Here is a 23,058-nt window from a genome sequence, read left to right on the forward strand (position 1 = left end):
GGCGCCCTTGGCGTTCGGCCCAAGCCTCGCCATTCTAAAGAGACCATGCGCACGCCCAAGACCATTCTGATCATCGACGACGACGACGACCTGCGCGAGGCCTTGGCCGAGCAGCTGGCGCTTCACGAGGAATTCCGCCCGGCTCAGGCCGCGACGGCGACCGATGGAGTGCGTCAGGCCAAGGAGGCGCGCGCCGACCTCATCCTGCTGGACGTCGACCTTCCAGACATGGACGGCCGCGAGGCCTGTCGCCTGATCCGCAAGGCCGGGATTTCGACCCCGGTCATCATGCTGACGGCGCAGTCGTCGGACTCCGACGCCATTCTGGGCCTCGACTCCGGGGCCAATGACTATGTCACCAAGCCGTTCCGGTTCGCCGTCCTGCTGGCGCGCATCCGCGCCCACCTGCGCAGCCATGAACAGTCCGAGGACGCCGTCTTCCAGGTCGGCCCCTATGAGTTCCGCCCGGCCTCCAAGCTGATGGTCGACGACAAGGGCAAGAAGGTCCGGCTGACGGAAAAGGAAACCAACATCCTGAAGTACCTCTATCGCGCTGGGGCCAAGCCGGTGTCGCGCGAAGAGCTGCTGACGGAGGTCTGGGGCTACAACGCCGGGGTCACCACCCACACCCTGGAAACCCACATCTACCGCCTGCGTCAGAAGATCGAGGCCGAGCCGGGTCAGGCGCGGCTGCTGCTGACTGACGCCGGCGGCTACCGCCTCCAGCCTTGATCTGCCGATGAGCGAACGCCGCCCGACCCCGCCGCTGGTGGCGCTTCGGGCGTTCGACGCGGCGGCCCGCCACGGCAGCTTCCGCGAGGCGGCCGAGGAACTGGGCGTCACCCCCGGCGCCGTCAGCCGCCATGTGAAGGCGCTGGAGATGCGCCTGGGCCTGCGCCTGTTCGACCGCTTCAACCGCTCGGTGCGGCTGACCGCCGATGGCGCCCGCCTGGCCCAGGGCGTCGCCGACGCCTTCGAGCGGCTGGAAAGCGCTCTGGACGCCGTGCGGCCCGGCCGCTCGCGTCAGTTGCGGATCAGCGCCTTGCCGTCCCTGGCCAGCAAATGGCTGTCCCCGCGCCTGCATCGGTTCAGCGAGGACAATCCCGACCTCGACCTGATCGTCTTCGCCGAGGACCGCATCGCCGACCTGTCGAACGGCGAGGCGGACGTGGCGCTGCGCTATGGCGAAGGCCCTTATCCGGGCCAGGTGGCGCGGCGGCTGGTCAATGAGCGGCTGATCCCGGTCTGCGCCCCGTCCTTCGCCGCTGCGCGGCGGTTGAACCAGCCTTCCGATCTGCTGGACGTGGTGCTGATCCACGAGACCTGGCATGACATGCCCTATGCGAACCGACTGGGCTGGAAGGCCTGGTTCGAAAGCGCCGGAGTCGAGGATCCGCGCGTGAACCATCTGCGCGGCCCTCACTTCAGCCACAGCCATCTGGCGCTGGAAGCCGCCTTGTCGGGGCGGGGCGTGGCCCTGACCTCGGCGCCCCTGGCGGCTGAGGAGCTTCGCGAGGGGCGGCTGATCCAGCCGGTCGACCACGCCCTGACCAATGATCTGGCCTATTGGGCCGTGGTCCTGCCCGAACGGGCGGACGAACCCAAGCTGCGCCGCTTCCTCAACTGGATCGTGGCGGAATCGCGGCCGGATCGGGACGCAGAAACGGATCAGGTGACTTAAACTCACTCGATGCGGCCGAACCGTGGTTTGTCTTTCACGGTCGCGCTTCCTATCTTGAGGCTGTTCGGAACTCCCTCGCCGAAAGGAACTCAATCATGAAACTCGTGCATCCCCGCGCTTCGGGCTTCTCGTTCGAAGGCGTCGTCGTCTTCACCGGCAGCGTCACCCTGATCCTGCTGGGCGTCCTGGCCGGCGCCGCCCTTCTGGGCGCTGCCTGACATCAGCTCAACGCGGGCGCCATTCGCTGAGAAGGGCGCCCGTGGCTCCATCCTCGAAGGCCAGCCGGTCCAGCCGCAGGGCGGCGACGCAGACCGGACGGCTTTCGGCGTCCTTCTGGACGCAGTGGACGGCTTTTCCGTCCGCAAAGGCGGTCAACCGCCCCTCCAGACGCAGCGCATAGCCTCCCGGCGCCGGCGTCGGAGCGACGCCTCTGTCTCCTCGAATGACATGGACATAGGCCTGGCCCTGACGGCGGCCCAGGCGCGAGCCGCCCGTCTCGAACACGGCCGCCAGTCCTGAGGTCCGTTCGGTTTCAGATGGCGCTGGCGCGGCGGTCGACAAGACATCGCCGACCTCGGACCTGCCTTTCGTTTCGGTTTCTTCGGCGGTCTGGACAGCCATCAGCGCAGGCTCGTCCGGGCGACAGGTTTCCAGCCCGCTCCAGGGACGGGCGATCCAGAATCCTTCGACCGCCTCCCAGGGACTGGGAGTCGCCGCGTCGTCAGCGCCCGCCGTGATCACGAGGCCGGACGCGGCGAGATCTTCAGGCAGAACTCTCAGCATCAGGCCGCCGTCGTCGCCGCGCGCCAGCGTCGGCAGGCCCGGCTGCGCCTGCTCGGTTGATCCTGCGCCTTCGCAACCGAAAGGCAGACGCACCGATACGGTCCGTCCGCTCAGAGCCGCGTCGCGCGGGCGGCCGTCGGCCGTGGCGGTTCTCGCTTCGGTCAGGGCGGCCAGCAGGGCGGCGCGGTTGAGGGTGGAGTCCAGCACGACCGTCGGCGGGGCGGGCGCCGGAGCTTCGGGCGCGGCGGGCTCGGACGGCTTCTGGCACGACGCCAGAAGGGGCAGGGCGGCCGCCAGGGCGATCGGCGCGGCGAGACGGGTCGTTGTGATCGACATGGAAGCAGCCTAACACGGGAATGACGGATTGGCGCCCCGGCCCGTGAACGGGTCCGGCGTCTGGCGGAACAGGGGCTCTTGCGCGGGTGACGCTGGACCAGATTATCGCTCTCGTCGTCCTGATCGTCGTGGTCGGGGTGATGATCCATGGACGTCTGCGGTCCGATGTGGTGGCGCTCAGCGGCGCGGCGGCCCTGCTGCTGTTCGGCGTGGTGCGCCCGGTGGAGGTTCAGGGCGCCTTCGCCAGCCCGGCCATCATGGCCCTGGCGGGGCTGTTCGTCATCGCCTACGCGATGGAGCTATCGGGCCTGCTGGCCTGGCTGATCCGCAAGGCCAAGGGCATGACCCGGGTGTTCGGGCGACACGCCGTGTGGATCGTGATCGGCCTGTGCGGCGCGGTCGGCGGCTTTCTGAACAACACGCCGGTGGTGGTGCTGGCGGCGCCGGTGGTCCGCGACATGGCCCTGTCGCTGGGCCTGTCGCCCAAGCGGTTCCTGATGCCGCTCAGCTATGCGGTCATCATGGGCGGTCTGCTGACCCTGATAGGCACCTCGACCAATCTGCTGGTCAGCGACATGGCCCGCAATACGGGTCAGCCGGTCTTCTCTCTGTTTGAAATCACGGGCGTGGGTCTGTGCATCGCCACGGTCGGCGGCCTTTATCTGTATTTCATCGGCTCGCGGGTGCTGGAGAAGACCGCCGCGCGCGATGAGGCCGAAATGGCGGCGCGTCGGGAAGCCGAGGAGGCCGGTAAGGGGGGCAAGCGCAGCCTGCTGTCGTCCTTCCGCCTGCCGTGGCTGATGGAACAGCGCGCCAGCCCTGGCGGGTCGGGCGATGCGGTGCTGGGCAATGTCGATCTGTATGAAAAAGGCGCCGAGCGGCCGCTGGAGCTGAAACGCGCCCTGGCGTCTCTGGCCGTTTTCGTCGCCGTGGTCGTCGCCTCGGCCTTCGGCCTGGCGCCCATTGCGGCCTCGGCCTTCGCCGGGGCGGTGGCTCTCATACTGATGCGGGTGATCACCGCCGAGGAAGCCTACGCCGGGCTGAGGCCTGAAATCCTGCTGCTGGTGGCGGGGATGGTGGTTATCGGCTCGTCGCTGGAGGTGACGGGTCTGGCGCAGGCCGGCGCCGACGCCCTGATCGACGTGATCCGCCCCTATGGGCCCTGGGCGGCGCTGTTCGTGTTTTACGGCGTGACGTTGTTCGCGACGGACATCCTGTCGAACGCCACGGTGGCGGTGCTGTTTTCGCCGATAGCCGTGGCCATAGCGGCGGCGCTGGGGGTGGATGCGCGGCCGTTTCTGGTGGCGGTGATGATGGCGGCGTCGGCCGCCTTCGCCACGCCCTTCAGCTATCAGACGAATGTGCTGGTCTATCAGATGGGCAATTACAGCTACATGGACTTCGTAAAGGTCGGCCTGCCGCTGAACCTGATCACCTGGGCCACCGGCATGGCGGCGATCCCGATCTTCTTCCCGTTCTGAGGCGGGTTCAGACGTCCAGATCCATCACGACCGGGGCGTGGTCGCTGGGCCGCTCCCATTCGCGTACCGTGTCGAGGATGCGGGCGCTGCCCTTTACCACGGCGGGGGTCAGGCCGGGCGAGGTCCACAGGTGATCGAGGCGCAGGCCCCGGTTCGACTTGCGGAAATCCTTGGCGCGATAGCTCCACCAACTGGCCAGTTTGACCGGATCGGGAATCTGGTCGCGCACCACATCGGCGAAGCCTCCGGCGTCCTGAAGCCGGTAGAGGGTCTCGACCTCGCCGGGGGTGTGGCTGACCACCTTGGACATGAAGCGGTGGTTCCAGACGTCGTTTTCGCCCGGCGCGATGTTGAAGTCGCCGGCCAGGACCAGAGGCCGCTGGCGGTCGCGGGTCTTCATCTCGGTGGTCAGCCGTTCATAGAAGTCCATCTTGTGATCGAACTTGGGGTTCAGCGCCCGATCCGGCAGATCCCCGCCCGCCGGAATGTAGAAGTTCTGCACCTCCACGCCTTCGACCACGGCCGAGACGCAGCGGGCGTGACCCTCGCGGCAGACGTCCAGCCTGGGGCTGTCGAGGATGGGCAGGCGGCTGGCGATGGCCACCCCGTGCCACCCCTTCTGGCCGCCGATCCGCAGGTAGGGCAGGCCCATGTCGATGAAGGCCTGACGCGGGAACTGATCCTCGGTGCATTTGATCTCCTGCAGGCACAGGACGTCCGGGGCGTTCTCGGCGACGAAACGGGCGACCTGATCAATGCGCAGGCGGACCGAGTTGATGTTCCAGGTGACGATGCGAAGGCTCATGCCACGGGCCTTAGCAGCTTGGCGGAGCAGGGTCTAAGCCGACGACGGGGCGGGGCCGTCGTCTGATTAAAAAGACGCCCGGAGCAAGGCTCCGGGCGCTTGAAGTTCGTCTCTCTCGCCGCCAGGCGGGGATGAATCCGTGGCGGGCGGGACGGCCGCCGCCGTCCTGTGCCCAAAGTGTCACGGGCAACAAAAAAGGTCAAACTGTCATCGTTGTAATTTATGTGTGCCGATCACGTCACGTTTGTGACGTCAGTTGCGGCGGTTGCGACGGGTCGGATCGCGCAGCTGGAACAGGCTGGCGGCCAGGCCGGGCGCAGGCTCCAGCGTGGTCAGCTGCACCCGGGTGCGCGAGCCTTGGGCATCGGTGATGGTCCACTCCTGAAGGCGGACAGGCGACCCGGCGAAGGCCAGGATGACAGAGCCCTCGTTCGGCCGTTTGGCGTCGCGGGCAGTGATGGCGAAGGCGCCCGAATCCATGCGCGTCACCCGGTCGATGGTCACGCCCTGATCCAGCCGGACCTCGCGCGCCAGGAAGGTCGACAGCGGCGTCTGGCCCAGCGGCGCCTGACGGAAGACGTTCAGGCGCGGGTCCCAGCGGCTGACGTTGTTGCCGTCGGCCACGACCAGCAGGCCCTCCGGGTCGGTGTACTCGAACCGCATCTTGCCGGGGCGTTGCAGATAATAGCGGCCGGTGCGGCGCTGATTGTTCGGCCCGGTTTCGACGAAGGTTCCCTGCGCCGTCGTCATGCTGGTCAGATAGGTCTGGGCCTGACGCAGCACGGCCTGATCGTCGGCCGACAGCCCGGCCTGAGCCAGGACGGTGGCGGGGGCGGCGGCGAGCGCGACCAGGGCGGCGGAGCCGAGGCCGAAGGCGCGGCGGGAAATGCTCATGTCTTTTCTTCTCCCGTTCTGAACGGTTTTCGACCGGGTGAGGATGAGGACTTCATCCGGCAGGCTGATGACGCCAGCCTGACCATATTCCGGCGCTGGGATGAAGCGGCGTTCATTGTTTAGTGTCCTAGCGCTCGCGACGCGGTCGCTCGCTGCTTGAGGACGTGAGGCGTTTAAGCGTCGAGTGGAGCGCGGAGTTCCCGGCTTGCGTGCGCGACGGGGCGCTGAAGCAGCGAGCGACCGCGTCGCGAGCGATAGCGCCCGGCAGCGCAGCTGCCGCCCTTGGCGTAGCCGAGGCTACATTGGAGGCGGCCCGGCCAGCACCTCGCGCTTGCCCGCATGATTCGCCGGGCTGACGACGCCTTCCTGCTCCATGCGTTCGATCAGGGTGGCGGCGCGGTTGTAGCCGATCTGCAGGCGGCGCTGGACGTAAGAAGTTGAGGCCTTGCGGTCGCGCGTGACCACAGCCACGGCGCGGTCATACAGGTCGTCCCCGGTGCCGCCGCCGTCTTCGCCCATGGCGCCGTCGCCGTCTCCGTCCGGTTCGTCGGTGATCAGGTCGAGGTATTCAGGCTCGGCCTGGGCGCGCAGGTGTTTACAGACTTCTTCAACTTCCTGATCGCCGACGAAGGGGCCGTGCAGGCGGGTGATGCGTCCGCCGCCCGCCATGTAGAGCATGTCGCCCTGACCCAGCAGCTGCTCGCCGCCCTGTTCACCGAGGATGGTGCGGCTGTCGATCTTGGAGGTGACCTGGAAAGAAATCCGGGTCGGGAAGTTGGCCTTGATGGTGCCGGTGATGACGTCCACCGACGGGCGCTGCGTCGCCATGATCAGGTGGATGCCCGCCGCGCGCGCCATCTGGGCCAGACGCTGGACGGCGCCTTCCACATCCTTGCCCGCGACCAGCATCAGGTCGGCCATCTCGTCCATGACCACGACCAGATAGGGCATGGGCTCGGGGCGGATCTTCTCGCTCTCGTAGACGGGGCGGCCCTGTTCGTCGAAGCCGGTCTGGACGGTGCGCTCGAAATGCTCGCCCTTTTCCTGGGCTTCGCGGGCGCGCTCGTTGTAGCTGGCGACGTTGCGCACGCCGAGCTTGGACATGCGGCGATAGCGGTCCTCCATCTCGCGCACGGTCCACTTCAGGGCCACGACCGCCTTCTTGGGATCGGTCACGACCGGCGCCAGCAGGTGCGGGATGCCGTCATAGACCGACAGCTCCAGCATCTTGGGGTCGATCATGATGAAGCGGCACTCGGCGGGCGAGTGGCGATACAGGATCGACAGGATCATGGCGTTGACCCCGACCGACTTGCCCGAGCCGGTGGTGCCCGCGATCAGCAGGTGGGGCATTCGCGCCAGATCCGCCACATAGGGCTCGCCGCCGATGGTCTCGCCCAGCGCCAGCGGCAGCAGATGGCTCTTCTTGTCGTATTCGCCCGACGCCAGCAGGTCGCGCAGGAAGACGGTCTCGCGCTTGGCGTTGGGCAGTTCGATGCCGATGGCGTTGCGGCCCTGAACCACGCTGATGCGGCAGGCGCGGGCTGACATGGAGCGGGCGATGTCGTCGGCCAGCGCCACGACGCGGCCGTGCTTCACGCCGGGCGCGGGCACCAGTTCATACAGGGTGACGACGGGGCCGGGGCGGATCTGATCGATCTGGCCGCGCACGCCGAATTCCTGAAGCACGCCCTCCAGCATCTTGGCGTTGGCCTTCAGCGATTCCTCGTCGACGGCGCCGCCGCGCTGGCCGGGCTTGGCCAGAATGCCCAGCGGCGGCAGTTCGAAGCCGCCCTCATTGGCGAAGTCGAAGGCCTGCTGGTCCGCGTCGCTGCGGACGGGCTTGGGCGCCTTGACCGCCGCCACCTTGGGTTCGGCCGGTCGGTTCGCGCGGGCCGAGGGCGGGGCGATGGGGGCGGGCGCCGCGTCCTCCCACGGCGGAGTATAGGCGTCGGCTTCGTCGGCTTCATCATAGGCGGCTGCAACCGAAGCCGAAGCAGCCGGGGCGGGTGCAGACAGAGGACCGTCGGCCTCCATCTCGTCGGCGTCCGGCAGGCGATGGCGCGGCTTGCGGGCCGGGGCGGCGGCCTCGGCGGCAGCGCGCGGGGTCTTGCCCGGTTTGGCGGCCTTGGCAGGACGGGCGGCGCGGGCCTCGGCGCCCTTCTGGGCGGCCCAGCCTGCGGTGTCGGTGAAGTCGCGCAGGCGCAGGCCCACGGTATAGGCCAGGCTCCACAGCGCCAGCGCCAGGAACAGCAGGCCCAGGATGATGCGCGCGCCGGGGACCTTCAGCGCGCCCAGACCGTTGGCGGCCAGGCCGGTGACGGCGTCGCCCCACAGTCCGCCCATGCTCGCCGCCAGCGGCCATTTCGCGGGCGCCGCCGGGGCCGAAAGGGCGGCCGACAGCAGCAGTACGCCGGCGACGGCGCAGAAGATCTTGAACGGTGTCGGCTGCAGCCGGTGCTGCAGGGCGTCGCCGATCGCCACCGCCAGCCCGAAGGCGATCAGCAGCAGGACGGCCGGCCATGCGGCCAGCCCCAGCGACTGCATGATCAGATCGGCGAAGGTCGCGCCCGCGCCGCCCAGCCAGTTGGTCGGCGCCTGGGCGGATGCGGCGTTCCAGCTGGGATCGGCCGGGTTCCACGAGATCAGGGCCACCAGCAGCAGGGCGGCCAGCATGGCCTGCAGCACGCCCCTGAACCGCACGGTGAAAGGCGCCGCCCAGACGATGCGGACGGTGCTCCAGACGCGTTGACCGAGCGCGAGGGCGGCGGACATGAAGGCGGACCCCCAGAAATGGGACAGACAGCGGGACTCCGATCCCTAATGCCTCGCATAAGGTTAAAGCGGCATTTACCAGCCCGGTCTTTGCGGGCGGGATGAGCCCTTATGTCCCATTCGGCGGGCGGGCTTGAGGTGGCGTGACGCGCGATAGGGGCCTAGAACGAGATCATGAGCGGATCGGACGACTACGACATCATCATCGCCGGCGCCGGGCTGGTCGGGGCGACCTTTGCGCTGGCGGCGGCGCAGGGCGGCCTGCGCCCTGTCATGGTGGACCCTCAGCCCTTTGACGCCCAGATGGCGCCGACTTTCGACGGGCGGGCGACGGCCATCTCCTACGCCAACTTCCGCATGCTGAAGGCTCTGGGCCTGGGCGAGGCGCTGGAGCCGCACGCCTGCCGCATGGACCGCATTCTGGTGACGGACGGCCGCCGCCCCGGCGCCGCCAGCCGCAAGCCTTCGGCCGCCTATATCCGTTTCGATGCGGACGAGATCGGCGACCGCAATGGCGGAGAGCCGCTGGGCTATATGGTCGAGAACCGCCGCCTGCGCGCCGCCCTGGCCGAGTTGGTGAACGCGCAGGGGCTGGAGGTCCGCGCTCCCGCCGCCGTGGCCGATGTGGCCGTTGGGCCCGGTCGGGCGACGGTGACGCTGAAGGACGGGTCGACCCTGTCGGCGCCGCTCGTGATCGGGGCGGAGGGCCGCAACTCCACCGTGCGCCGCGCGGCGGGCATCGACGTCTTCGGCTGGACCTATCAGCAGAGCGGCGTCGTCTGCACCGTCCGCATGGAAAAGCCGCACGGCAACGTCGCCCATGAGTATTTCCTGCCGGACGGCCCTTTCGCCATCCTGCCGCTGACGGAGAACCGGGCCAATCTGGTCTGGACCGAAAGCACCCGCCGGGGCGAGGCCCTGCGCTCGGCCTCGGACGAGGCCTTCCACGCCCATTTGACGCGCCGGTTCGGCGACTTTCTGGGCGGGCTGACGATCGAGGGGCCGCGCTTCGTCTATCCCCTGTCGCTGCAGCTGGCCGAGCGCCTGACGGCGCCGCGCATGGCCATCATCGGCGACGCCGCCCACGGGGTGCACCCGGTGGCGGGGCAGGGGCTGAACATGGGCCTGAAGGACGTCGCCGCCCTGTCCGAGGTGCTGGCCGAGGCCGCCCGCATCGGCGAGGACATCGGCTCGGAGCTGGTGCTGGAGCGTTACGCCCGCTGGCGCCGGTTCGACACGGCGGCGCTGGCGGCGGGCTTCGACGGCTTCGTGCGCCTGTTCTCCAACGACATCGCCCCGGTGCGGTTGGCCCGCGATCTGGGCATGGCGGCGGTCAACCGCATCGCCCCCCTGCGCCGCGCCTTCATGCACGAGGCTGGCGGAGCGACGGGGGATCTGCCGAGGCTTCTCCGAGGAGAAGCGCTTTAAAGAGGCCCTATCGCTCGCCGCGCGGCGGCTCGCTGCTTGAGGGCCGCTGACGTTCTTTTGCCCGCGCGTAGAGCGTTTCAGTCCAGCGGGCGGGCGTCTTCGGCCAGCATGATCGGCACGCCGTCGCGGATGGGGAAGGCCAGTTTGGCGCCCGCCGAGACCAGTTCGTTGCGCTCGCGGTCATAGGTCAGGCGGCCGCGCGTGACCGGGCAGACCAGCACCTCCAGCAGGCGGGGATCGACCGAGACGGGGGTGTTGAAGGCGTCGCTCATGATTTAGGTGCCCTATCGCTCGCGCCACGGACGCTTGCTGCTTGAGGGCGCCGTGCGCCCGTGTCTGGGTTGCGCTTTTATCTTTGGATGCGGTTGGACGCTACTGCATCGCCGGTCCGGGTTCGTCGTCGTCGGGGGCGATGGCTTCGATGCGGAGGAGGGCGGTCAGGGCGGCTTCGCGGTCGATCAGGGTCAGGGCCTCCAGCAGGGCCTGTTTTTCGGGCGCCTCGAAGGGCAAGCCCATCGCCAGGCTGTTGACCAGCGCCTCCTGCGGCGCGGCGCGGGCGGTGTCCCAGTCGATGTCCAGACCGCGCCCGGACAGATAGGGCGCCAGGGCTGACAGGAAGGGCTCGCGGTCGAAGGCCTCGTCGGGATCAGGCGCGCGCAGGTCGGCTTCATAAGGCAGGAAGTCGGCGCGCACCTGCCGATAAGGGGTGCGCACCTGCATCTCGGTCGCCACGACGAAACGGCACACCCCGGTCAGGGTGATCAGATAGCGCCCGTCCGAGGTCTCGGCGAAGCTGGTGATCCGCCCGGCGCAGCCGACGCGGGTCAGGGGCGGGTTCACCCCGGCGGGGCCGACCGGCTGGATCAGGCCGATCATCCGGTCGCCCGCCATCGCATCATCCACCATGTTCAGATAGCGCGGCTCGAACACGTTCAGCGGCAGCTGGCCCCGCGCCAGAAGGATGGACCCCGGCAAGGGAAAGACCGGGATCACCTGCGGAAGTTCGCTGGCCTTGACGTAGCCCTGAGCCATGATCGCGCCGTTACGAGAACAGGATGGAGGACAGGCGCCGTCGTCCGTCGCGGGCGACTTCGCTGTTGGGGCCGGCGGCCTCGAACACGGTCAGCAGCTGCTTGCGGGCGGCCTGTTCGTTCCAGTCGCGGTCGGCCTGAACGATGGTCAGCAGGTGGTCGACCGCCCCCTTCAGATCGCCCGCCGAGGCCAGGGCCTGGGCCAGGTCGAAGCGGGCCTCGTGGTCGTTTTTGTTCGCCGCCAGCTTGGCCTCCAACTCGGCGGTCGCGCCGGTCGGGGCGGCCGAGGCCAGGGACAGCTGGGCGCGTACGGCCTGAACCGTCGGCTCGGTCGAGTCGGCCGGGGCCATGGCGATGGTCTGGGCCGCCTGTTCGGCGTCGCCCTCGGCCAGATAGACGCGGGCCATGCCGGCGATGGCCTTCTGGTTGTCCGGCTCCATCGTCAAGACGTGGGCGAAGGCCTGGGCGGCGCCGCCCAGATCATTGAGGGTCAGCGACTCCTCGCCCAGCGACAGCAGTTGTTCGACGTCGGTGTTGACGCCTTCGCCGCCGGTCAGCTTGTCGATGAAGGCCTTGATCTGGCTGTCGGGCACGGCGCCCTGAAAGCCGTCGACCGGCTGGCCGTTGACGAAGGCGTAGACGGTGGGGATCGACTGCACGCGCAGCTGGCCCGCATAGGCCGGGTTGGCGTCGACGTCGATCTTGACCATCTTCACCGCCCCCTTGGCGGCGCGCACGGCCTTCTCCAGCGCGGGGCCCAGCGTGCGGCACGGGCCGCACCAGGTGGCCCAGAAATCGACGATGACCGGCTGATGCTTCGAGGCCTCGATGACATCGGTCATGAAGGAGGCGTCCGTGCCGTCCTTGATCAGGTCGGGCGGGGTGGTCAGGGACGGGTCGGCGAAGGTCATGGTCGGGTCCGCAAGGCAAGACGAAGGAAGATAACGGATCAGATGGCGTCGGGATGCGTGCGCATCAAGCCGCAAGCGCGCCTTGCCGCATGGGAAGGCGCCAGAAGCGGAAAAAGAGAGTCCAATTCGTCTGAATCGTCTGAAATCTCCCTGTGAGAGGGAGCAAGTCTAACACAGGGGCGGAGGGGGGATGGTTGATTGCGCCGTATCCTTCTCCCCTTGTGGGAGAAGGTGGCTCGCGTAGCGAGACGGATGAGGGGTGTGAGCGCCGCCTTAGTGCGTTTTCGTTACAGACCAGCCAGAGCGGATGACGGAGCGCCGACACCCCTCATCCGAGCGCCTTGCGGCGCCCACCTTCTCCCGCAAGGGGAGAAGGAAGAGGGGGAAGATGGAAGGGCGAAGGGACTACAGCCGGTCCATTCGCAGCCAGCGGGCGTCGCCCAGCCAGGCGGTCTTCAGCGCCTGATCGGCGGCGGCGGCTTCGGCGGCGCGGCCCTGGGCGGCTTCGGCGCGGGCCAGGCCGTAGAGGGCCCAGCCGTTGTTCGGGGTCTGGGCCAGGGCGAGGCGGAAGGCCTCGGCGGCCTGATCCGGACGATCGGCCTGATACAGGGCGGCGCCCAGCGACTGAAGCACCGGATAATACCAGTAGGCCGGTTCCGTATAGGGCAGGGCGGCTTCCAGATCGGCGGCGCGGCGATAGTGGCCGGCCGCCTCGGCCGGACGGCCGCGCGCCATCGCCATGCGGCCTCGCGCCACGGCCTCGGCCAGGGTCAGCAGTTCGGGCGCCGGGACGCCTTGTTCCACCATGTCGGCGAAGGCGTCGGAGGATCGCAGGGCGGCCAACTGCGCCAGTTCGCGGTCGAAGCCCCGCTGGTCCCTTAGCCGGGCATAGGCGACGGCGCGGGCGTAGTGGCGCATGGCGACGGCGTAGGGCAGGCGGGCGTCGGCTTCAGGCGCGGCCAGGATGGCGCGCGGTTCGGCGAACTGGGCCAGGGCCTGATAGGGTGCGGCGTCGATCAACTGCACCCAGGCGATGCGGGCCGAAGTGTCAGGGTCCAGCACGATGCGCAGACGCCGCGCCTCGCTCAGGGCCGTGTCCATGTCGCCGGCCATCTGGGCCGAGGCGACGATGAAGTGGATGTTGTGCGGATAATAGCCGTAGCGGACTAGGCTCTCGTCGCCCGTGTCGCGGATGAAGGCTTCATCCGCCCGCGCCGCCGCGACGTTCAGGCGGATGGAGTCGGCGTAACGGCCGCGCCGGACGTAGATGTGGCCGGGCATATGCACCAGGTGGCCGGCGCTGGCGGGACGGGAAACGGCCATGCGGTCGGCCGCCGCCTCGGCGCGCGCGGGATCGGCCGCCTCCATCAGGTGGATGTAGAGGTGGGCCGCCTGCGGGTGATCGGGGGCGCGCGCCAGCACCGTCTCGATCAGGCGGATCGCCTCGCCGATGCGGCCGACGGGGGTGCGCTGGTCCGCCGCCCAATAGTTCCACGGCGTGGTGTCCATCGCCGCCTCGGCGGCCAGGACGGCGATGTCGTCATCGGCGGCGAAGCGGGCGGCGGCCGCCAGCATGGCGTCGGCGTATGCGGCGTCGAGCGCGGCGCGATCGGCCGCCGGATCGTTCGAATAGCGCAGCGCCAGCGCCTCGATCAGCACCTGTTCGCGCGGTGAGGCCCGGTCGCGCAGGGCCAGGGCGTGGTTCAAGGCCCTGAGCGCCGCCTCCCGGTCGCGCTCATCCATTGGCGCATTGATGTTGGGGCCTAACGCCATCGCCTCGCCCCACCAGCAGGCGGCGCAGTCGGGATCGCGGCCTTGCGCCTCGCGGAAGGAGCGCACGGCTCCGGCGTGGTTGAAGCCGTAGGCCAGGGTCAGTCCCTGGCTGAAATAGCCTTGCGCCTCGGCGTCGTCGGTGGTCGCCCTGAACGGCGAGGCGGTCAGGTCGGGATAAAGGGGGATGGGCTGCGTCTGGCTGGCGGGCGCCGCTACGGCCGAGGCGACCAGCAGGCTGCGGGCCAGAGCGCCGCCGCCCCGGCCTGCCCCGCAGACGCCGCCGAAAAGGCCTTTGGGGCGTAGCATCATTGCGGCGTCCGACGATGGAAGGGCGGTCATCGGCCCGGCCAACACCAGACCGGCGCCGCCCACGGCGAAGGCTTTCCAGAACAGTCTCATGCACCGTCCCCTTCCAGGGCCTGACGCGATGGAACCGCCTTGCATGCGGCGTGTGATCGAACGTTGATCTTACGCTTCGCCGCTCCCGAGAAATAGTGCGGAAACAGAGCTTTCCGTGTCGAGCGCTGGCTAGGCGGTCAGACGTCGCTCGTCGGGACGAAGAGTCAGGACGCGGACGCCGTCGCGAGTGACGGCGACGGTGTGCTCGAACTGGGCCGACAGCTTGCCGTCGGCTGTGACCACGGTCCAGCCGTCATCCTCGGTGCGGATGGTGCGGCGACCCTGGTTCAGCATGGGCTCTATGGTGAAGACCATGCCTTCGCGCAGGGTCAGGCCGGCGCCGGGGCGGCCGAAGTGCAGCACCTGAGGCGCCTCGTGCATCTCGCGGCCGATGCCGTGGCCGCAGAAGTCGCGCACGATGGAATAGCCGCGCCGTGTCGCGTGTCGCTCGATGGCGTGGCCGACGTCGCCCAGGGTGGCGCCGGGACGCACGGCGCGGATGCCCTTCCACATGGCCTGATAGGTCGTCTCGACCAGACGTCGGGCGGGACCGGCGACCTGACCGATCAGATAGGTCTTGCTGGAGTCGGCGATGAAGCCGTTCTTTTCCAGGGTGATGTCCAGATTGACGATGTCGCCGTCCTTCAGCACGTCGTCGCGCGACGGCACGCCGTGGCAGACGACCTGATTGGGCGAGACATTCAGCACGAAGCCATAGCCGTACTGACCCTTGCTGGCGGGACGGGCGGCCAGGTCGTGGGTGATGAAGGCCTCGACCCGGTCATTGATCTCCAGCGTGTTCATGCCCGCCAGCGGCAGGCCGTCCAGCCAGGTGAAGACCGAGGCCAGCAGGGGCCCGGACTCGGCCATCAGTTCGATCTCGGCCGGGGTCTTGGTCATGCGGCGGCCTGATCCATCGTCTGGTCGGGGGCGGCGACGCCCGCCGCCTTCAGCTCGCGCGCGGCCAGTTCCTGAAAGGACAGGCCGGGGTTCAGTTCGCCCAACATGCCGATCCTGATCCAGAAGGCGGCCTGGGCGTTGATCGAGCGGCACGAGACGCGGCTGGCGCGGCGCAGCTGTTCGTGCAGTTCGTCCTCGATGTTGACGATGCCCATGGGGGCTTCTCCATATACGATATGCATATGGTCCATATAGGAGGCGCTGGTTTCAGTCCAGCGCGTCGAAGTCAACGACAATCGGCTGCCGCTCCAGCAGCGCCAGCACCTTGCGGAAGTCGTTCTGGCTCAGGGCGGTGGTGGCGGTGTTGGTCAGGGGGTGGAAGTTGACGGTGTCGGCCTCCCACAGGCGCTGGTCCAGCACGAAAGTCACGCGGCGGTCCGTGTCGTTGATCAGACCCAGCGCCGTGACCGAGCCGGGGCGCACGCCCAGCGTTTCCCACAACAGGGTCTCATTGCCGAAGGAAAGGCGGTCCGAGCCGATGGCGCGGTGCGCCCGCTTCAGGTCGATGACCGTGTCCTGAGCGGCCGAGATCAGCCACAGGCGGCCCTTCTTGTCCTTGAGGAACAGGTTCTTGGTGTGGACGCCGGGCAGGGCGGCCTTCAACTCCAGTCCTTCCTCGACGCGGAAGACGGCGGGGTGGTCGTGGGTGGTCTGCGCGATCCCGTGCTCGGCCATCCAGGCCAGCAGGCGGGCGCGATCGTAGGCGGGTTCGGGGGCGGGCGAAGTCGGGGTTTGCGCGGCGAGGTCGGTGTTGGCGGTCATCTCGGTCTTGTCGGGCGGGCGGCGAGGGCGATAGGGGAGTGGGGCGACCCTCAGGGTCGTCACTTCATTCGTCAAGCTTGGGGAGCCGCGTCTTGGAACTGGAATGCTATCCGATGAATGCGCGTCCGTGCGACCTGGTGCCGGGCCGCCAGTCGCGCAACTGGATGGACGCCTTCGCCAGTCGACACCCCTATCGCTGTCTGCCGCTGACGATGGCCAACACCACGGGTTGGGAGATCCTGTGCCCGTTCGGCTTCACCGCCGAGTGGAACGGCGGGCCGTCGCAGAACGACATCACCATCACGCCCGACCGGCATCAGCCGGAGATGGACCACTTCGTCAGCTCGCACTTTTCGCGCGGGGTGCTGACGATGCACCCGCAGTATCTTTTCCGCACGCCGCCGGGATGGGGCCTGATCGCGCAGGGCTCGCCCAATCACGTCAAGGACGGCATCCAGCCGTTGAGCGGTTTGATCGAGACGGACTGGCTGCCGTTTCCCTTCACCATGAACTGGATCTTCACGCGGCCGGGGCGGATTAAGTTCGAGAAGGGGGAGCCCTTCTGCTTCATCCTGCCGGTCGAACACCGCAAGGTGGAGCAGTTCGAGCCGGTGATCCGCTCGCTGGAGTCCAACCCCGGCATGAAGGGGCAGTTCGACGCCTGGAACCGGTCGCGGACGGATTTCAACACTCGCCTGGCCTCGGGCGATCCCGAGGCGGCCAAGGAGGCGTGGCAGCGCTTCTACTTCAAGGGCGAGGTGCCCGAGGCCCTGGGTACAGCGCCCGCCACCCACTCGAACAAGCGCCGTTTGAAAAACCCCCGCGTCGGCTGACGCAGAAACGCCCGCCTCCGTCGCCGGAAGCGGGCGTTGTCGTTTCAGGGCTTCTCGTCGCTCAAGCAGCGAGCGACCGCGTCGCGAGCGTTAGCGGCCTACTTAAGAAGCAGGACGGACCACCCGCGGGCCGAGGTTGTTGATGACCTCGCGGGCGTCGAAGGCGTTCATGTCGCCGGCGGGCTTGGGACCACGCCCCATGACGATTTCGGCCGTGGCCTCATAGCGGTCGACCTGACGGATGTCGCGGTCCCGGCCCCAGTAGGGGTCCCAGGTGCTCCAGTAGCCGCGCTGGTAGAAGCGCCAGGACGGACCCCAGTAGGGGCCGTAGCGGTCGTAGTAGAAGGGGTCCGGCGTCGTGTAGAAGCGCGTGTCGCGGTCGGTGGCGCGGGTGACGGTGGCGAACCAGTCATAGCCGTTTTCAACCGTCAGTTCGGCCGAGCGCAGCAGCAGGGACATCTCGACCTGATCCCGCGAGGTGACGGAATTGCCCGAGAAGCTGACGGCGTAGCGGTTGGCCTCCAGGCGCTGCTCGGCGTAGCCGCCGCGCTGGCCGTTCACGCCGGCGGGCTGATAAGGGGTGGCCGTGGCGCATGCGCTGAGGGCGAGCGCGCCCGCCAGGGCGATCAGCACCGGGGTCTTGCGAAGCTTGATCATGGAAAACTCTCCTTGAGCGTTCAGTGAACGCTCTTCGGTCTGAACGACGGGTGAACGGCCAAGTTCCAAATCGCGCTTCACAGACGTGAGACGATCAGGACGGCGGCCAGCAGCAGAAGACATCCGACGACTATGCCGAAGCCCTTGCGGAAACGCGGCGCGGTCATCTGTCGCGCCAGCGCCGCCCCGCCCAGGCCGTAGCCGCACATCGACAGGCCGTCCATGCCGATGGTGGTGACGGCGAACAGGGCCAACTGGGGCGCCAGAGGGCGGTTGATGTCCAGGAAGGGCGGCAGCACGGCGGTGAAAAAGAGGATGGCCTTGGGATTGGCGATCTGAACCATGAAGCCGTCGATCAGGGCGCTGCGCCCGCGCTTGACCTCGATGTGCGAAGGCTCGGCGGCGGTGGCGAAGGCGCCGCGCAGGGCCTTTACGCCCAGCCAGGCGACATAGAGGGCGCCCAGGACGGCGATGACGCGGAAGACCTGGGGGAAGGCCATCACCAGGGCGCCCAGGCCCAGGGCGGCGGCGCCGAACCAGACCAGGGTGGCCGAGTTCATGCCCACGACAGCGGTCAGGGCGGCGGCCTTGCCCTTCTCCATGCCCGTGGCGACGGCGAAGATGTTGGCGGGGCCGGGCGTCACCGCCATCACGGCCATGACGCCGACAAAAGCCAGATACAGATGCGGATCGACAGGAAGCGCGGCCATGAGGCCCTTTCGAGCGCGCCGGGCGCTGCGTCAAGCCGTCGCGGTCATCGGATCAGGTTTCAGAGGGAATCGGCGGGACGGGCGGCGAGGGCGGGACAGCCAGGGCGGCTTCGACCTCGTCCATCGCATCCAGGGCCTGGTCCATGCCGTACTGGGCGATCAGACCATAGGTGACCATGTGGTCGGGGTCGGCCTGAGCCCAGGCGCCGTTGGTCGACACGCTCTCGACCATCGGCGCGATCCCGGCGGTCGCCTCGCGTACGATGGCTTCGATGTCGATTTCGGCCAGGGCGGCCTGGGCGATCTGTCCGGCCTGGCGCGTCGTCTCGGCGGTGAAGTCGGCCACGTGCGGCTGATAGTCCGACCAGAGGGCGGCGATGCGCAGGCCCTTCTGGGTTTCGCTCAGGCTGTCGTCGGCCTGGATGCGTTCCGCCCTTGCGCCGAACTCCTCCATCTTCTGCTCGAAGACGGCGGCGGCGGATTCAAGGCGCAGTTCGGCTGAGGTCTTCTGCGTCTCGGCCACGGCGGTCGAGACCGGCAGCAGGGCCAGGGCGGCGGCCAAGGACAGGGGGGCCAGAGACAGGGGAACAAGAGAGAGGGCGCGGACCATGACGAGGCTCCTTCAGCGGATGTCGGCAGGGTCCGCCGAAGGGCGCGCGCGCTCAAGTGAAATCGCGGTAAGGCGCCGGGAAGGGCGCCCTCTCTCCCGTTTGATCAGTCCTGGGCGTCGGGGGCGGCCGGGGCGGTCACGGCCTGGGCCACGGCCTGACGGATCTGGGCCGGAACGGCGCGGATCTGGGCCGGGGCGGCCTCGGCGGCGGCCAGGATCTGGTCCTTGTTCTCGGCGTTCTCGGGCTTCTCGGCGAAGGTGCGGAAGAAGGCGGCCAGTTCGTCGGCGAAGGCGTTGAAGGTCGGCTCATAGCGCGTGATGATGGCGTCGGCGCGCGTCTGCTTGGCGGCGGGATCCAGAGCCGGGTCCTCGATCACGGCGTCCAGTTCGGCCTTCATGCGCTCAGCCTCAGCGTTGAAAGCTTCGCCCTTGGCCTCGAAGGCGGCTTCCTCGGGCGAGGGGGCGGGCTGGGCGGCGGGCGCGGCGGGAGCGGCGTCCTGAGCAGCGACGACGGCGGGGGCGGCGCAGACGGCCAGGGCCGCAGCGGCGGCGGCGAGGGTCAGGCGGGACATGTCGGGGGCTCCGGCAGGCGACGGGCGCGGCGCCCGTCAGACTAAGAACTCGCCGGCCGGGAGCGACCGGAGATGGCCGCCACGGTGAGGGCGCCGTCGACGAAGCGCAAGCGTGACCTTGTATGAAAGCGCATTTGGGCATGAAAGTGCACGAGCACGGCCCGGCCGGCCTCTTGAACCCGTGCGCGACAGGGCGCATCTGCGGGTCATGTTCATCCAGACCGAAGCCACCCCCAATCCGAACGCCCTGAAGTTCCTGCCCGGCCGCGATGTCGCGGGCGAACAGACGCTGGAATACCGCAGCATCGACGAGGCGGCGGCCTCGCCCCTGGCCGAGGCTTTGTTCGAGCTGGAAGGCGTCGAGGGCGTCTTCTTCGGCGCCGACTATGTTTCGGTCACGCGCGCGGCGGACGGGCCGGATTGGACGGCGATGAAGGCGCCGATCCTGTCGGTGGTGATGGATCACTTCGTCTCGGGCGCGCCGCTGATGCGGGCGGGGGCGGAAGCGGCGCCGGAGGATGGAGCGCCCGACAGCGAGATCGTGGCCGAGATCAAGGGGTTGCTGGACACCCGCATCCGCCCGGCCGTGGCCCAGGACGGCGGCGACATCCTGTTCGACCACTTTGACGAAGAGACCGGGGTGTTGCGCCTGCGGATGCGCGGCGCCTGCGCCGGCTGCCCGTCCTCCTCGGCGACGCTGAAGGCCGGGGTCGAGCAGATGATGCGCCACTATGTTCCCGAAGTGACCAGCGTCGAACAGGTCATCTGACGCCTTCGCCGATCTGTTTCACATGAAACGCTCGCGCCCGGCGGGTCGGCGGGGCATGATGGCGCGATGGCAGGTTCAGGCGAGACATCCGAGGCGCGGGCTCTGGGCGAGGCGCGGGTTCTGGGCGAGGCGCTGGCGGCGCTGCGGCGCGACTGCGGGCTGAGCCAGGCCGAAGCCGGCGCCCGGATCGGCATGACCGGCCAGGGCTGGGGCCTCTATGAGGCGGGCAAGCGTCCCGGTCTGTTTCGTCCCGATGTTCAGCGACGTCTGACCGGCGCCCTGGACGCGACGCCCGAGGCGCTGGTGCTGCAATCGCAGGACGATCCAGCCGTGTCCAGGCAGCCGCGCCGCCCAGAATCCTCTCCTGAAGTCGCCGCGCCGCAAGGGCTTTCGGCGCGCGGCCGCGCCTTCGAGGACGCCCCCGCTCAGGCCCGGCGCTTGCGGCTTGAGACCGATGAACTGGCGCCCTGGGCCTCGGCAGGCACGGTGTTGGAATATGTGCTGGGGCGCTGGCCGCGTCGGGGGCAGGGCTGCGTCATCCAGATGGAAGACGGGATGCGGAAGGTTCGCCTCTATGACCGGGCCGATGATGCGGAGGTGGTCGTCATCGGCGCTGGCGCGCTGGATCAGTCGGAACGGATCGCGCGCTCGCGCATCCAGTCAATGTCCGCGGTCACCAGCCGTCTTGATGATGAGTGAAACAAAATAGTTGTAATGAGGGCTTGATCGTGAAACTCTCTGGTTGAAATCGGAGGGGTCATGTCGCGTCGCAGTCATCATATCGACCAGGCCGTCGGCCTGCGGATCGCCGCGCGCCGGTCGGCCCTGGGCTGGTCGCAATCGGTTCTCGGGCGGGAACTGGGCGTCAGTTTCCAACAGGTTCAGAAATATGAAACCGGGGCCAATCGCGTCTCCGCTTCCCGCCTGCATCAGGCGGCCGTCGCCATGGGATGTTCTGTGGCCGATTTCTTTCCCGCGCGTTCGAGCGTCGAGGGGGAGGGCGCCGTGCTGCACCCGGTGCTGATCAGCGCAGAGGGGCGAGGCCTGGCCGAGGCTTTCGCCCGTATTCCCGATGTCGCCGCGCGACGGGCCTTGACCCGTGTAGCCCAGGCGATGGCGGCGGCCTGACGGACGCAAGACGCTGAGCGGTCGCATCGGCGCCGGTTTGGCGTTAGGGACAGGATCATGAAGGTCATGGTCATTGATACGGCGCTGGGCGCCTGCGTCGCCGGGGTGTTCGCGGACGATGCAGCGAGCGGCGCGGTGCGCGGTCTGGGCCTGCGCCGGGAGCTGATGACCAAGGGCCATCAGGAGCGGCTGGGCGGATTGGCGCGCGATGCGGCGGCCGAGGCGGGCGGTTTCGACGGCGTGGACCGGATCGGAGTGACGGTGGGGCCGGGCTCCTTCACGGGCCTGAGGGTCGGACTGGCCTTCGCCCTCGGGTTGGGCGCAGCGCTGGGTCGGCCGGTGGTCGGGATCTCGACGCTGGACGGCCTGGCCGCTTCGGTTGCGACGACGGGTCTGGTCGCCGCCATGATCGACGCCCGTCGGGGCCAGGTCTATGGGCGGCTGTTCCGCGACGGGGCGCCTCTGGGCGAGGCTGAAGCCTGGCCGCTGGAGACGGCGCGCGACCGCATCCTGGCCGAGGCCGGTCAGGGGAGCGCCGTTCTGGGCGGTGTCCTTCTGGTCGGCAGCGGGGCGACGCTTCTGGCCGAGACCTTTCCAGAACTGGCCGGGGCCGGGCTTGAACCGCTGGCCGCGCCAAATCCCGAAGCGCTGGCGCGCCTGACGATGGCCGCCGATCCGGCGACCTCACCGCCGGCGCCCCTGTATCTGCGCGCGCCCGACGCTACGCCGCCCAGCCGCTTGCCGGGCCAGCCACGCCAACCCGCCGCGTGAGCGAGGCTCCGATTTTTCCGCCGGTCGATCCCGTCCATCTGGCGATCATCCACGCTGAGGCGTTTGAGACGCCGTGGGACTCTGCGGCGCTGGCCGAGCTTCTGGCCTCGCCGGGAGTTTTTGCAGTGGCTGAGGCCGAAGGTTTCATCCTCGTCCGCGTCGTGGTCGATGAGGCGGAGATCCTGACCCTGGCGGTGCGACCGACGGCGCGGCGGGCGGGGCTGGGCAGGCGTCTGGTCGAGGCGGCGGTGGTGCGCGCCGCTGCTCTGGGGGCTGAGCGCATGTTCCTGGAGGTGGCTGAAGGCAACGTCGCCGCCCGCGCCCTGTACGCCCGAAGCGGTTTCGTCGAGATGGGCCGCAGGCGCGGCTATTATTCGCATACGGACGGCCGTCGCGAGGACGCCCTGACGCTTGTCCTGAACTTCTCTGGGTAGCTTCCATAAGGCGACGGTCCATCCTATCTTCGCCGCATGGACCGGATCGAAAAACTCTGCGCCGAGCGCGGCATGCGCATGACTGAGCAACGTCGGGTGATCGCCCGCGTCCTGTCGAACGCCGAAGACCACCCCGATGTGGAAGAACTGTATCGCCGAGCTTCGGCGATCGACCCGCACATCTCCATCGCCACCGTCTATCGCACCGTGCGCCTGTTCGAAGAGGCGGGCGTGGTCGAGAAGCACGACTTCGGCGACGGCCGCAGCCGTTATGAAGAGGCCGGCGAGGATCACCACGACCACCTGATCGACACCAAGACGGGCGAGGTCATCGAATTCTTCGACGCCGAGATCGAGCGCCTGAAGACCGAGATCGCGCGCAAGCTGGGCTATGAGCTGGTCGGTCACAAGCTGGAGCTGTACGGTCACGTCATCCCCGGCGCCGAACCGGTCGAGCGCGAGGGCCTGATCTACAAGCGCCGCCCGCGCGACGAGGTCGAAGACTGATCCCGCCTGATCCTGACCGGGGTCCCCGCTTGCCGTCGCCGGTTTCGG

27 protein-coding genes are annotated in these 23,058 nt (G+C 68.5%); 12 read left to right on the plus strand and 15 right to left on the minus strand.

Annotated features, from left to right (window positions below; genetic code table 11):
* Positions 1-45: 45 nt before the first annotated feature.
* From H556_RS0110435 to H556_RS16735, 3 genes are all read left to right on the plus strand, one after another.
* Positions 46-732: a response regulator transcription factor gene (locus tag H556_RS0110435; RefSeq protein ID WP_003168277.1), complete on the plus strand. Its 687-nt coding sequence runs from the start codon at positions 46-48 to the stop codon at positions 730-732.
* 7 nt (positions 733-739) lie between these two features.
* Complete coding sequence (gcvA, locus tag H556_RS0110440; protein ID WP_024354371.1) at positions 740-1,681, plus strand: transcriptional regulator GcvA; 942 nt, start codon at positions 740-742, stop codon at positions 1,679-1,681.
* A gap of 95 nt (positions 1,682-1,776) precedes the next feature.
* Entirely contained in the window at positions 1,777-1,899 is a 123-nt protein-coding gene (locus H556_RS16735) for a hypothetical protein (RefSeq protein WP_003168275.1), read from the plus strand.
* A gap of 7 nt (positions 1,900-1,906) precedes the next feature.
* Here H556_RS16735 and H556_RS0110450 read toward each other — a convergent pair whose 3' ends face one another.
* Positions 1,907-2,800, minus strand: coding sequence for a hypothetical protein (locus tag H556_RS0110450; protein WP_024354372.1), 894 nt, complete (start codon positions 2,798-2,800; stop codon positions 1,907-1,909).
* 86 nt (positions 2,801-2,886) lie between these two features.
* Between H556_RS0110450 and H556_RS0110455 the strand changes: the two genes are divergently transcribed.
* On the plus strand, positions 2,887-4,281 hold the full coding sequence (locus H556_RS0110455; RefSeq protein ID WP_024354373.1) for an SLC13 family permease: 1,395 nt from the start codon (positions 2,887-2,889) through the stop codon (positions 4,279-4,281).
* A 7-nt stretch (positions 4,282-4,288) separates the two neighbouring features.
* Here the strand turns inward: H556_RS0110455 and xth are convergent, their stop codons facing one another.
* The 3 genes from xth to H556_RS0110470 all read right to left on the minus strand — a co-directional run bounded on the left by xth (position 4,289) and on the right by H556_RS0110470 (position 8,755).
* Positions 4,289-5,086 (minus strand): exodeoxyribonuclease III, encoded by a 798-nt coding sequence (gene xth / locus H556_RS0110460; protein WP_024354374.1) that lies wholly within the window; start codon positions 5,084-5,086, stop codon positions 4,289-4,291.
* Positions 5,087-5,338: 252 nt separating this feature from the next.
* The gene (locus H556_RS0110465) at positions 5,339-5,980 is read right to left on the minus strand and encodes a LolA family protein (RefSeq protein ID WP_024354375.1); all 642 of its coding nucleotides are present in this window, start codon (positions 5,978-5,980) and stop codon (positions 5,339-5,341) included.
* Positions 5,981-6,277: 297 nt separating this feature from the next.
* On the minus strand, positions 6,278-8,755 hold the full coding sequence (locus tag H556_RS0110470) for an FtsK/SpoIIIE family DNA translocase (RefSeq protein ID WP_024354376.1): 2,478 nt from the start codon (positions 8,753-8,755) through the stop codon (positions 6,278-6,280).
* A gap of 174 nt (positions 8,756-8,929) precedes the next feature.
* On the opposite strand from H556_RS0110470, the gene H556_RS0110475 reads away from it, so the two are divergent.
* On the plus strand, positions 8,930-10,183 hold the full coding sequence (locus H556_RS0110475; RefSeq protein ID WP_024354377.1) for a UbiH/UbiF/VisC/COQ6 family ubiquinone biosynthesis hydroxylase: 1,254 nt from the start codon (positions 8,930-8,932) through the stop codon (positions 10,181-10,183).
* A gap of 77 nt (positions 10,184-10,260) precedes the next feature.
* Here H556_RS0110475 and H556_RS0110480 read toward each other — a convergent pair whose 3' ends face one another.
* The 7 genes from H556_RS0110480 to H556_RS0110510 all read right to left on the minus strand — a co-directional run bounded on the left by H556_RS0110480 (position 10,261) and on the right by H556_RS0110510 (position 16,019).
* Positions 10,261-10,455 (minus strand): Trm112 family protein, encoded by a 195-nt coding sequence (locus H556_RS0110480; RefSeq protein ID WP_003166576.1) that lies wholly within the window; start codon positions 10,453-10,455, stop codon positions 10,261-10,263.
* Positions 10,456-10,555: 100 nt separating this feature from the next.
* Positions 10,556-11,215, minus strand: coding sequence for an LON peptidase substrate-binding domain-containing protein (locus H556_RS0110485; protein ID WP_024354378.1), 660 nt, complete (start codon positions 11,213-11,215; stop codon positions 10,556-10,558).
* Positions 11,216-11,225: 10 nt separating this feature from the next.
* Positions 11,226-12,125, minus strand: coding sequence for a thioredoxin (gene trxA, locus H556_RS0110490; protein ID WP_024354379.1), 900 nt, complete (start codon positions 12,123-12,125; stop codon positions 11,226-11,228).
* 405 nt (positions 12,126-12,530) lie between these two features.
* A complete protein-coding gene (locus H556_RS0110495) occupies positions 12,531-14,297 on the minus strand; it encodes a tetratricopeptide repeat protein (protein WP_024354380.1) in 1,767 nt (588 codons plus the stop codon).
* Positions 14,298-14,426: 129 nt separating this feature from the next.
* Positions 14,427-15,197 (minus strand): type I methionyl aminopeptidase, encoded by a 771-nt coding sequence (gene map / locus H556_RS0110500; RefSeq protein WP_024354381.1) that lies wholly within the window; start codon positions 15,195-15,197, stop codon positions 14,427-14,429.
* Positions 15,194-15,412, minus strand: coding sequence for a ParD-like family protein (locus H556_RS0110505; RefSeq protein WP_024354382.1), 219 nt, complete (start codon positions 15,410-15,412; stop codon positions 15,194-15,196). The genes map and H556_RS0110505 overlap by 4 nt, the downstream gene beginning before the upstream one ends.
* A gap of 52 nt (positions 15,413-15,464) precedes the next feature.
* Positions 15,465-16,019 (minus strand): prolyl-tRNA synthetase associated domain-containing protein, encoded by a 555-nt coding sequence (locus H556_RS0110510; protein ID WP_024354383.1) that lies wholly within the window; start codon positions 16,017-16,019, stop codon positions 15,465-15,467.
* A 92-nt stretch (positions 16,020-16,111) separates the two neighbouring features.
* Here H556_RS0110510 and H556_RS0110515 point away from each other — a divergent pair, with 92 nt between their 5' ends.
* Positions 16,112-16,852 (plus strand): DUF6065 family protein, encoded by a 741-nt coding sequence (locus tag H556_RS0110515; protein WP_024354384.1) that lies wholly within the window; start codon positions 16,112-16,114, stop codon positions 16,850-16,852.
* Between the two features lie 102 nt (positions 16,853-16,954).
* Here H556_RS0110515 and H556_RS0110520 read toward each other — a convergent pair whose 3' ends face one another.
* The 4 genes from H556_RS0110520 to H556_RS0110535 all read right to left on the minus strand — a co-directional run bounded on the left by H556_RS0110520 (position 16,955) and on the right by H556_RS0110535 (position 19,401).
* On the minus strand, positions 16,955-17,509 hold the full coding sequence (locus tag H556_RS0110520) for a CC0125/CC1285 family lipoprotein (protein WP_024354385.1): 555 nt from the start codon (positions 17,507-17,509) through the stop codon (positions 16,955-16,957).
* A gap of 77 nt (positions 17,510-17,586) precedes the next feature.
* Positions 17,587-18,219, minus strand: a complete 633-nt coding sequence (locus H556_RS0110525) for a LysE family translocator (RefSeq protein ID WP_024354386.1) — start codon at positions 18,217-18,219, stop codon at positions 17,587-17,589.
* A gap of 52 nt (positions 18,220-18,271) precedes the next feature.
* Positions 18,272-18,829, minus strand: coding sequence for a hypothetical protein (locus tag H556_RS0110530; protein ID WP_024354387.1), 558 nt, complete (start codon positions 18,827-18,829; stop codon positions 18,272-18,274).
* 104 nt (positions 18,830-18,933) lie between these two features.
* Positions 18,934-19,401, minus strand: coding sequence for a hypothetical protein (locus H556_RS0110535; RefSeq protein WP_024354388.1), 468 nt, complete (start codon positions 19,399-19,401; stop codon positions 18,934-18,936).
* Positions 19,402-19,609: 208 nt separating this feature from the next.
* On the opposite strand from H556_RS0110535, the gene H556_RS0110540 reads away from it, so the two are divergent.
* The 6 genes from H556_RS0110540 (at position 19,610) to H556_RS0110565 (ending at position 23,010) form a co-directional block, all read left to right on the plus strand.
* The gene (locus tag H556_RS0110540; RefSeq protein ID WP_024354389.1) at positions 19,610-20,170 is read left to right on the plus strand and encodes a NifU family protein; all 561 of its coding nucleotides are present in this window, start codon (positions 19,610-19,612) and stop codon (positions 20,168-20,170) included.
* 66 nt (positions 20,171-20,236) lie between these two features.
* A complete protein-coding gene (locus tag H556_RS0110545; RefSeq protein WP_024354390.1) occupies positions 20,237-20,869 on the plus strand; it encodes a helix-turn-helix domain-containing protein in 633 nt (210 codons plus the stop codon).
* A 60-nt stretch (positions 20,870-20,929) separates the two neighbouring features.
* Entirely contained in the window at positions 20,930-21,298 is a 369-nt protein-coding gene (locus tag H556_RS0110550) for a helix-turn-helix domain-containing protein (RefSeq protein WP_024354391.1), read from the plus strand.
* Between the two features lie 57 nt (positions 21,299-21,355).
* Positions 21,356-22,069: a tRNA (adenosine(37)-N6)-threonylcarbamoyltransferase complex dimerization subunit type 1 TsaB gene (gene tsaB / locus H556_RS0110555; protein WP_024354392.1), complete on the plus strand. Its 714-nt coding sequence runs from the start codon at positions 21,356-21,358 to the stop codon at positions 22,067-22,069.
* Positions 22,066-22,503, plus strand: a complete 438-nt coding sequence (rimI, locus tag H556_RS0110560) for a ribosomal protein S18-alanine N-acetyltransferase (RefSeq protein WP_024354393.1) — start codon at positions 22,066-22,068, stop codon at positions 22,501-22,503. Before tsaB ends, rimI begins: the two co-directional genes overlap by 4 nt.
* A gap of 36 nt (positions 22,504-22,539) precedes the next feature.
* Complete coding sequence (locus H556_RS0110565; protein ID WP_003167517.1) at positions 22,540-23,010, plus strand: Fur family transcriptional regulator; 471 nt, start codon at positions 22,540-22,542, stop codon at positions 23,008-23,010.
* Positions 23,011-23,058: the final 48 nt, after the last annotated feature.

Origin of the sequence: Brevundimonas naejangsanensis DSM 23858 (genome assembly GCF_000421705.1) — a bacterium.
Classification (GTDB): domain Bacteria; phylum Pseudomonadota; class Alphaproteobacteria; order Caulobacterales; family Caulobacteraceae; genus Brevundimonas; species Brevundimonas naejangsanensis.

Coding starts and splice junctions, on each gene's coding strand:
- H556_RS0110435 (WP_003168277.1), top strand. CDS start 46: ATGCGCACGCCCAAGACCATTCTGATCATCGACGACGACGACGACCTG.
- gcvA (WP_024354371.1), top strand. CDS start 740: ATGAGCGAACGCCGCCCGACCCCGCCGCTGGTGGCGCTTCGGGCGTTC.
- H556_RS16735 (WP_003168275.1), top strand. CDS start 1,777: ATGAAACTCGTGCATCCCCGCGCTTCGGGCTTCTCGTTCGAAGGCGTC.
- H556_RS0110450 (WP_024354372.1), bottom strand. CDS start 2,800: ATGTCGATCACAACGACCCGTCTCGCCGCGCCGATCGCCCTGGCGGCC.
- xth (WP_024354374.1), bottom strand. CDS start 5,086: ATGAGCCTTCGCATCGTCACCTGGAACATCAACTCGGTCCGCCTGCGC.
- H556_RS0110465 (WP_024354375.1), bottom strand. CDS start 5,980: ATGAGCATTTCCCGCCGCGCCTTCGGCCTCGGCTCCGCCGCCCTGGTC.
- H556_RS0110470 (WP_024354376.1), bottom strand. CDS start 8,755: ATGTCCGCCGCCCTCGCGCTCGGTCAACGCGTCTGGAGCACCGTCCGC.
- H556_RS0110475 (WP_024354377.1), top strand. CDS start 8,930: ATGAGCGGATCGGACGACTACGACATCATCATCGCCGGCGCCGGGCTG.
- H556_RS0110480 (WP_003166576.1), bottom strand. CDS start 10,455: ATGAGCGACGCCTTCAACACCCCCGTCTCGGTCGATCCCCGCCTGCTG.
- H556_RS0110485 (WP_024354378.1), bottom strand. CDS start 11,215: ATGGCTCAGGGCTACGTCAAGGCCAGCGAACTTCCGCAGGTGATCCCG.
- trxA (WP_024354379.1), bottom strand. CDS start 12,125: ATGACCTTCGCCGACCCGTCCCTGACCACCCCGCCCGACCTGATCAAG.
- H556_RS0110495 (WP_024354380.1), bottom strand. CDS start 14,297: ATGAGACTGTTCTGGAAAGCCTTCGCCGTGGGCGGCGCCGGTCTGGTG.
- map (WP_024354381.1), bottom strand. CDS start 15,197: ATGACCAAGACCCCGGCCGAGATCGAACTGATGGCCGAGTCCGGGCCC.
- H556_RS0110505 (WP_024354382.1), bottom strand. CDS start 15,412: ATGGGCATCGTCAACATCGAGGACGAACTGCACGAACAGCTGCGCCGC.
- H556_RS0110510 (WP_024354383.1), bottom strand. CDS start 16,019: ATGACCGCCAACACCGACCTCGCCGCGCAAACCCCGACTTCGCCCGCC.
- H556_RS0110520 (WP_024354385.1), bottom strand. CDS start 17,509: ATGATCAAGCTTCGCAAGACCCCGGTGCTGATCGCCCTGGCGGGCGCG.
- H556_RS0110525 (WP_024354386.1), bottom strand. CDS start 18,219: ATGGCCGCGCTTCCTGTCGATCCGCATCTGTATCTGGCTTTTGTCGGC.
- H556_RS0110530 (WP_024354387.1), bottom strand. CDS start 18,829: ATGGTCCGCGCCCTCTCTCTTGTTCCCCTGTCTCTGGCCCCCCTGTCC.
- H556_RS0110535 (WP_024354388.1), bottom strand. CDS start 19,401: ATGTCCCGCCTGACCCTCGCCGCCGCCGCTGCGGCCCTGGCCGTCTGC.
- H556_RS0110540 (WP_024354389.1), top strand. CDS start 19,610: ATGTTCATCCAGACCGAAGCCACCCCCAATCCGAACGCCCTGAAGTTC.
- H556_RS0110545 (WP_024354390.1), top strand. CDS start 20,237: ATGGCAGGTTCAGGCGAGACATCCGAGGCGCGGGCTCTGGGCGAGGCG.
- H556_RS0110550 (WP_024354391.1), top strand. CDS start 20,930: ATGTCGCGTCGCAGTCATCATATCGACCAGGCCGTCGGCCTGCGGATC.
- tsaB (WP_024354392.1), top strand. CDS start 21,356: ATGAAGGTCATGGTCATTGATACGGCGCTGGGCGCCTGCGTCGCCGGG.
- H556_RS0110565 (WP_003167517.1), top strand. CDS start 22,540: ATGGACCGGATCGAAAAACTCTGCGCCGAGCGCGGCATGCGCATGACT.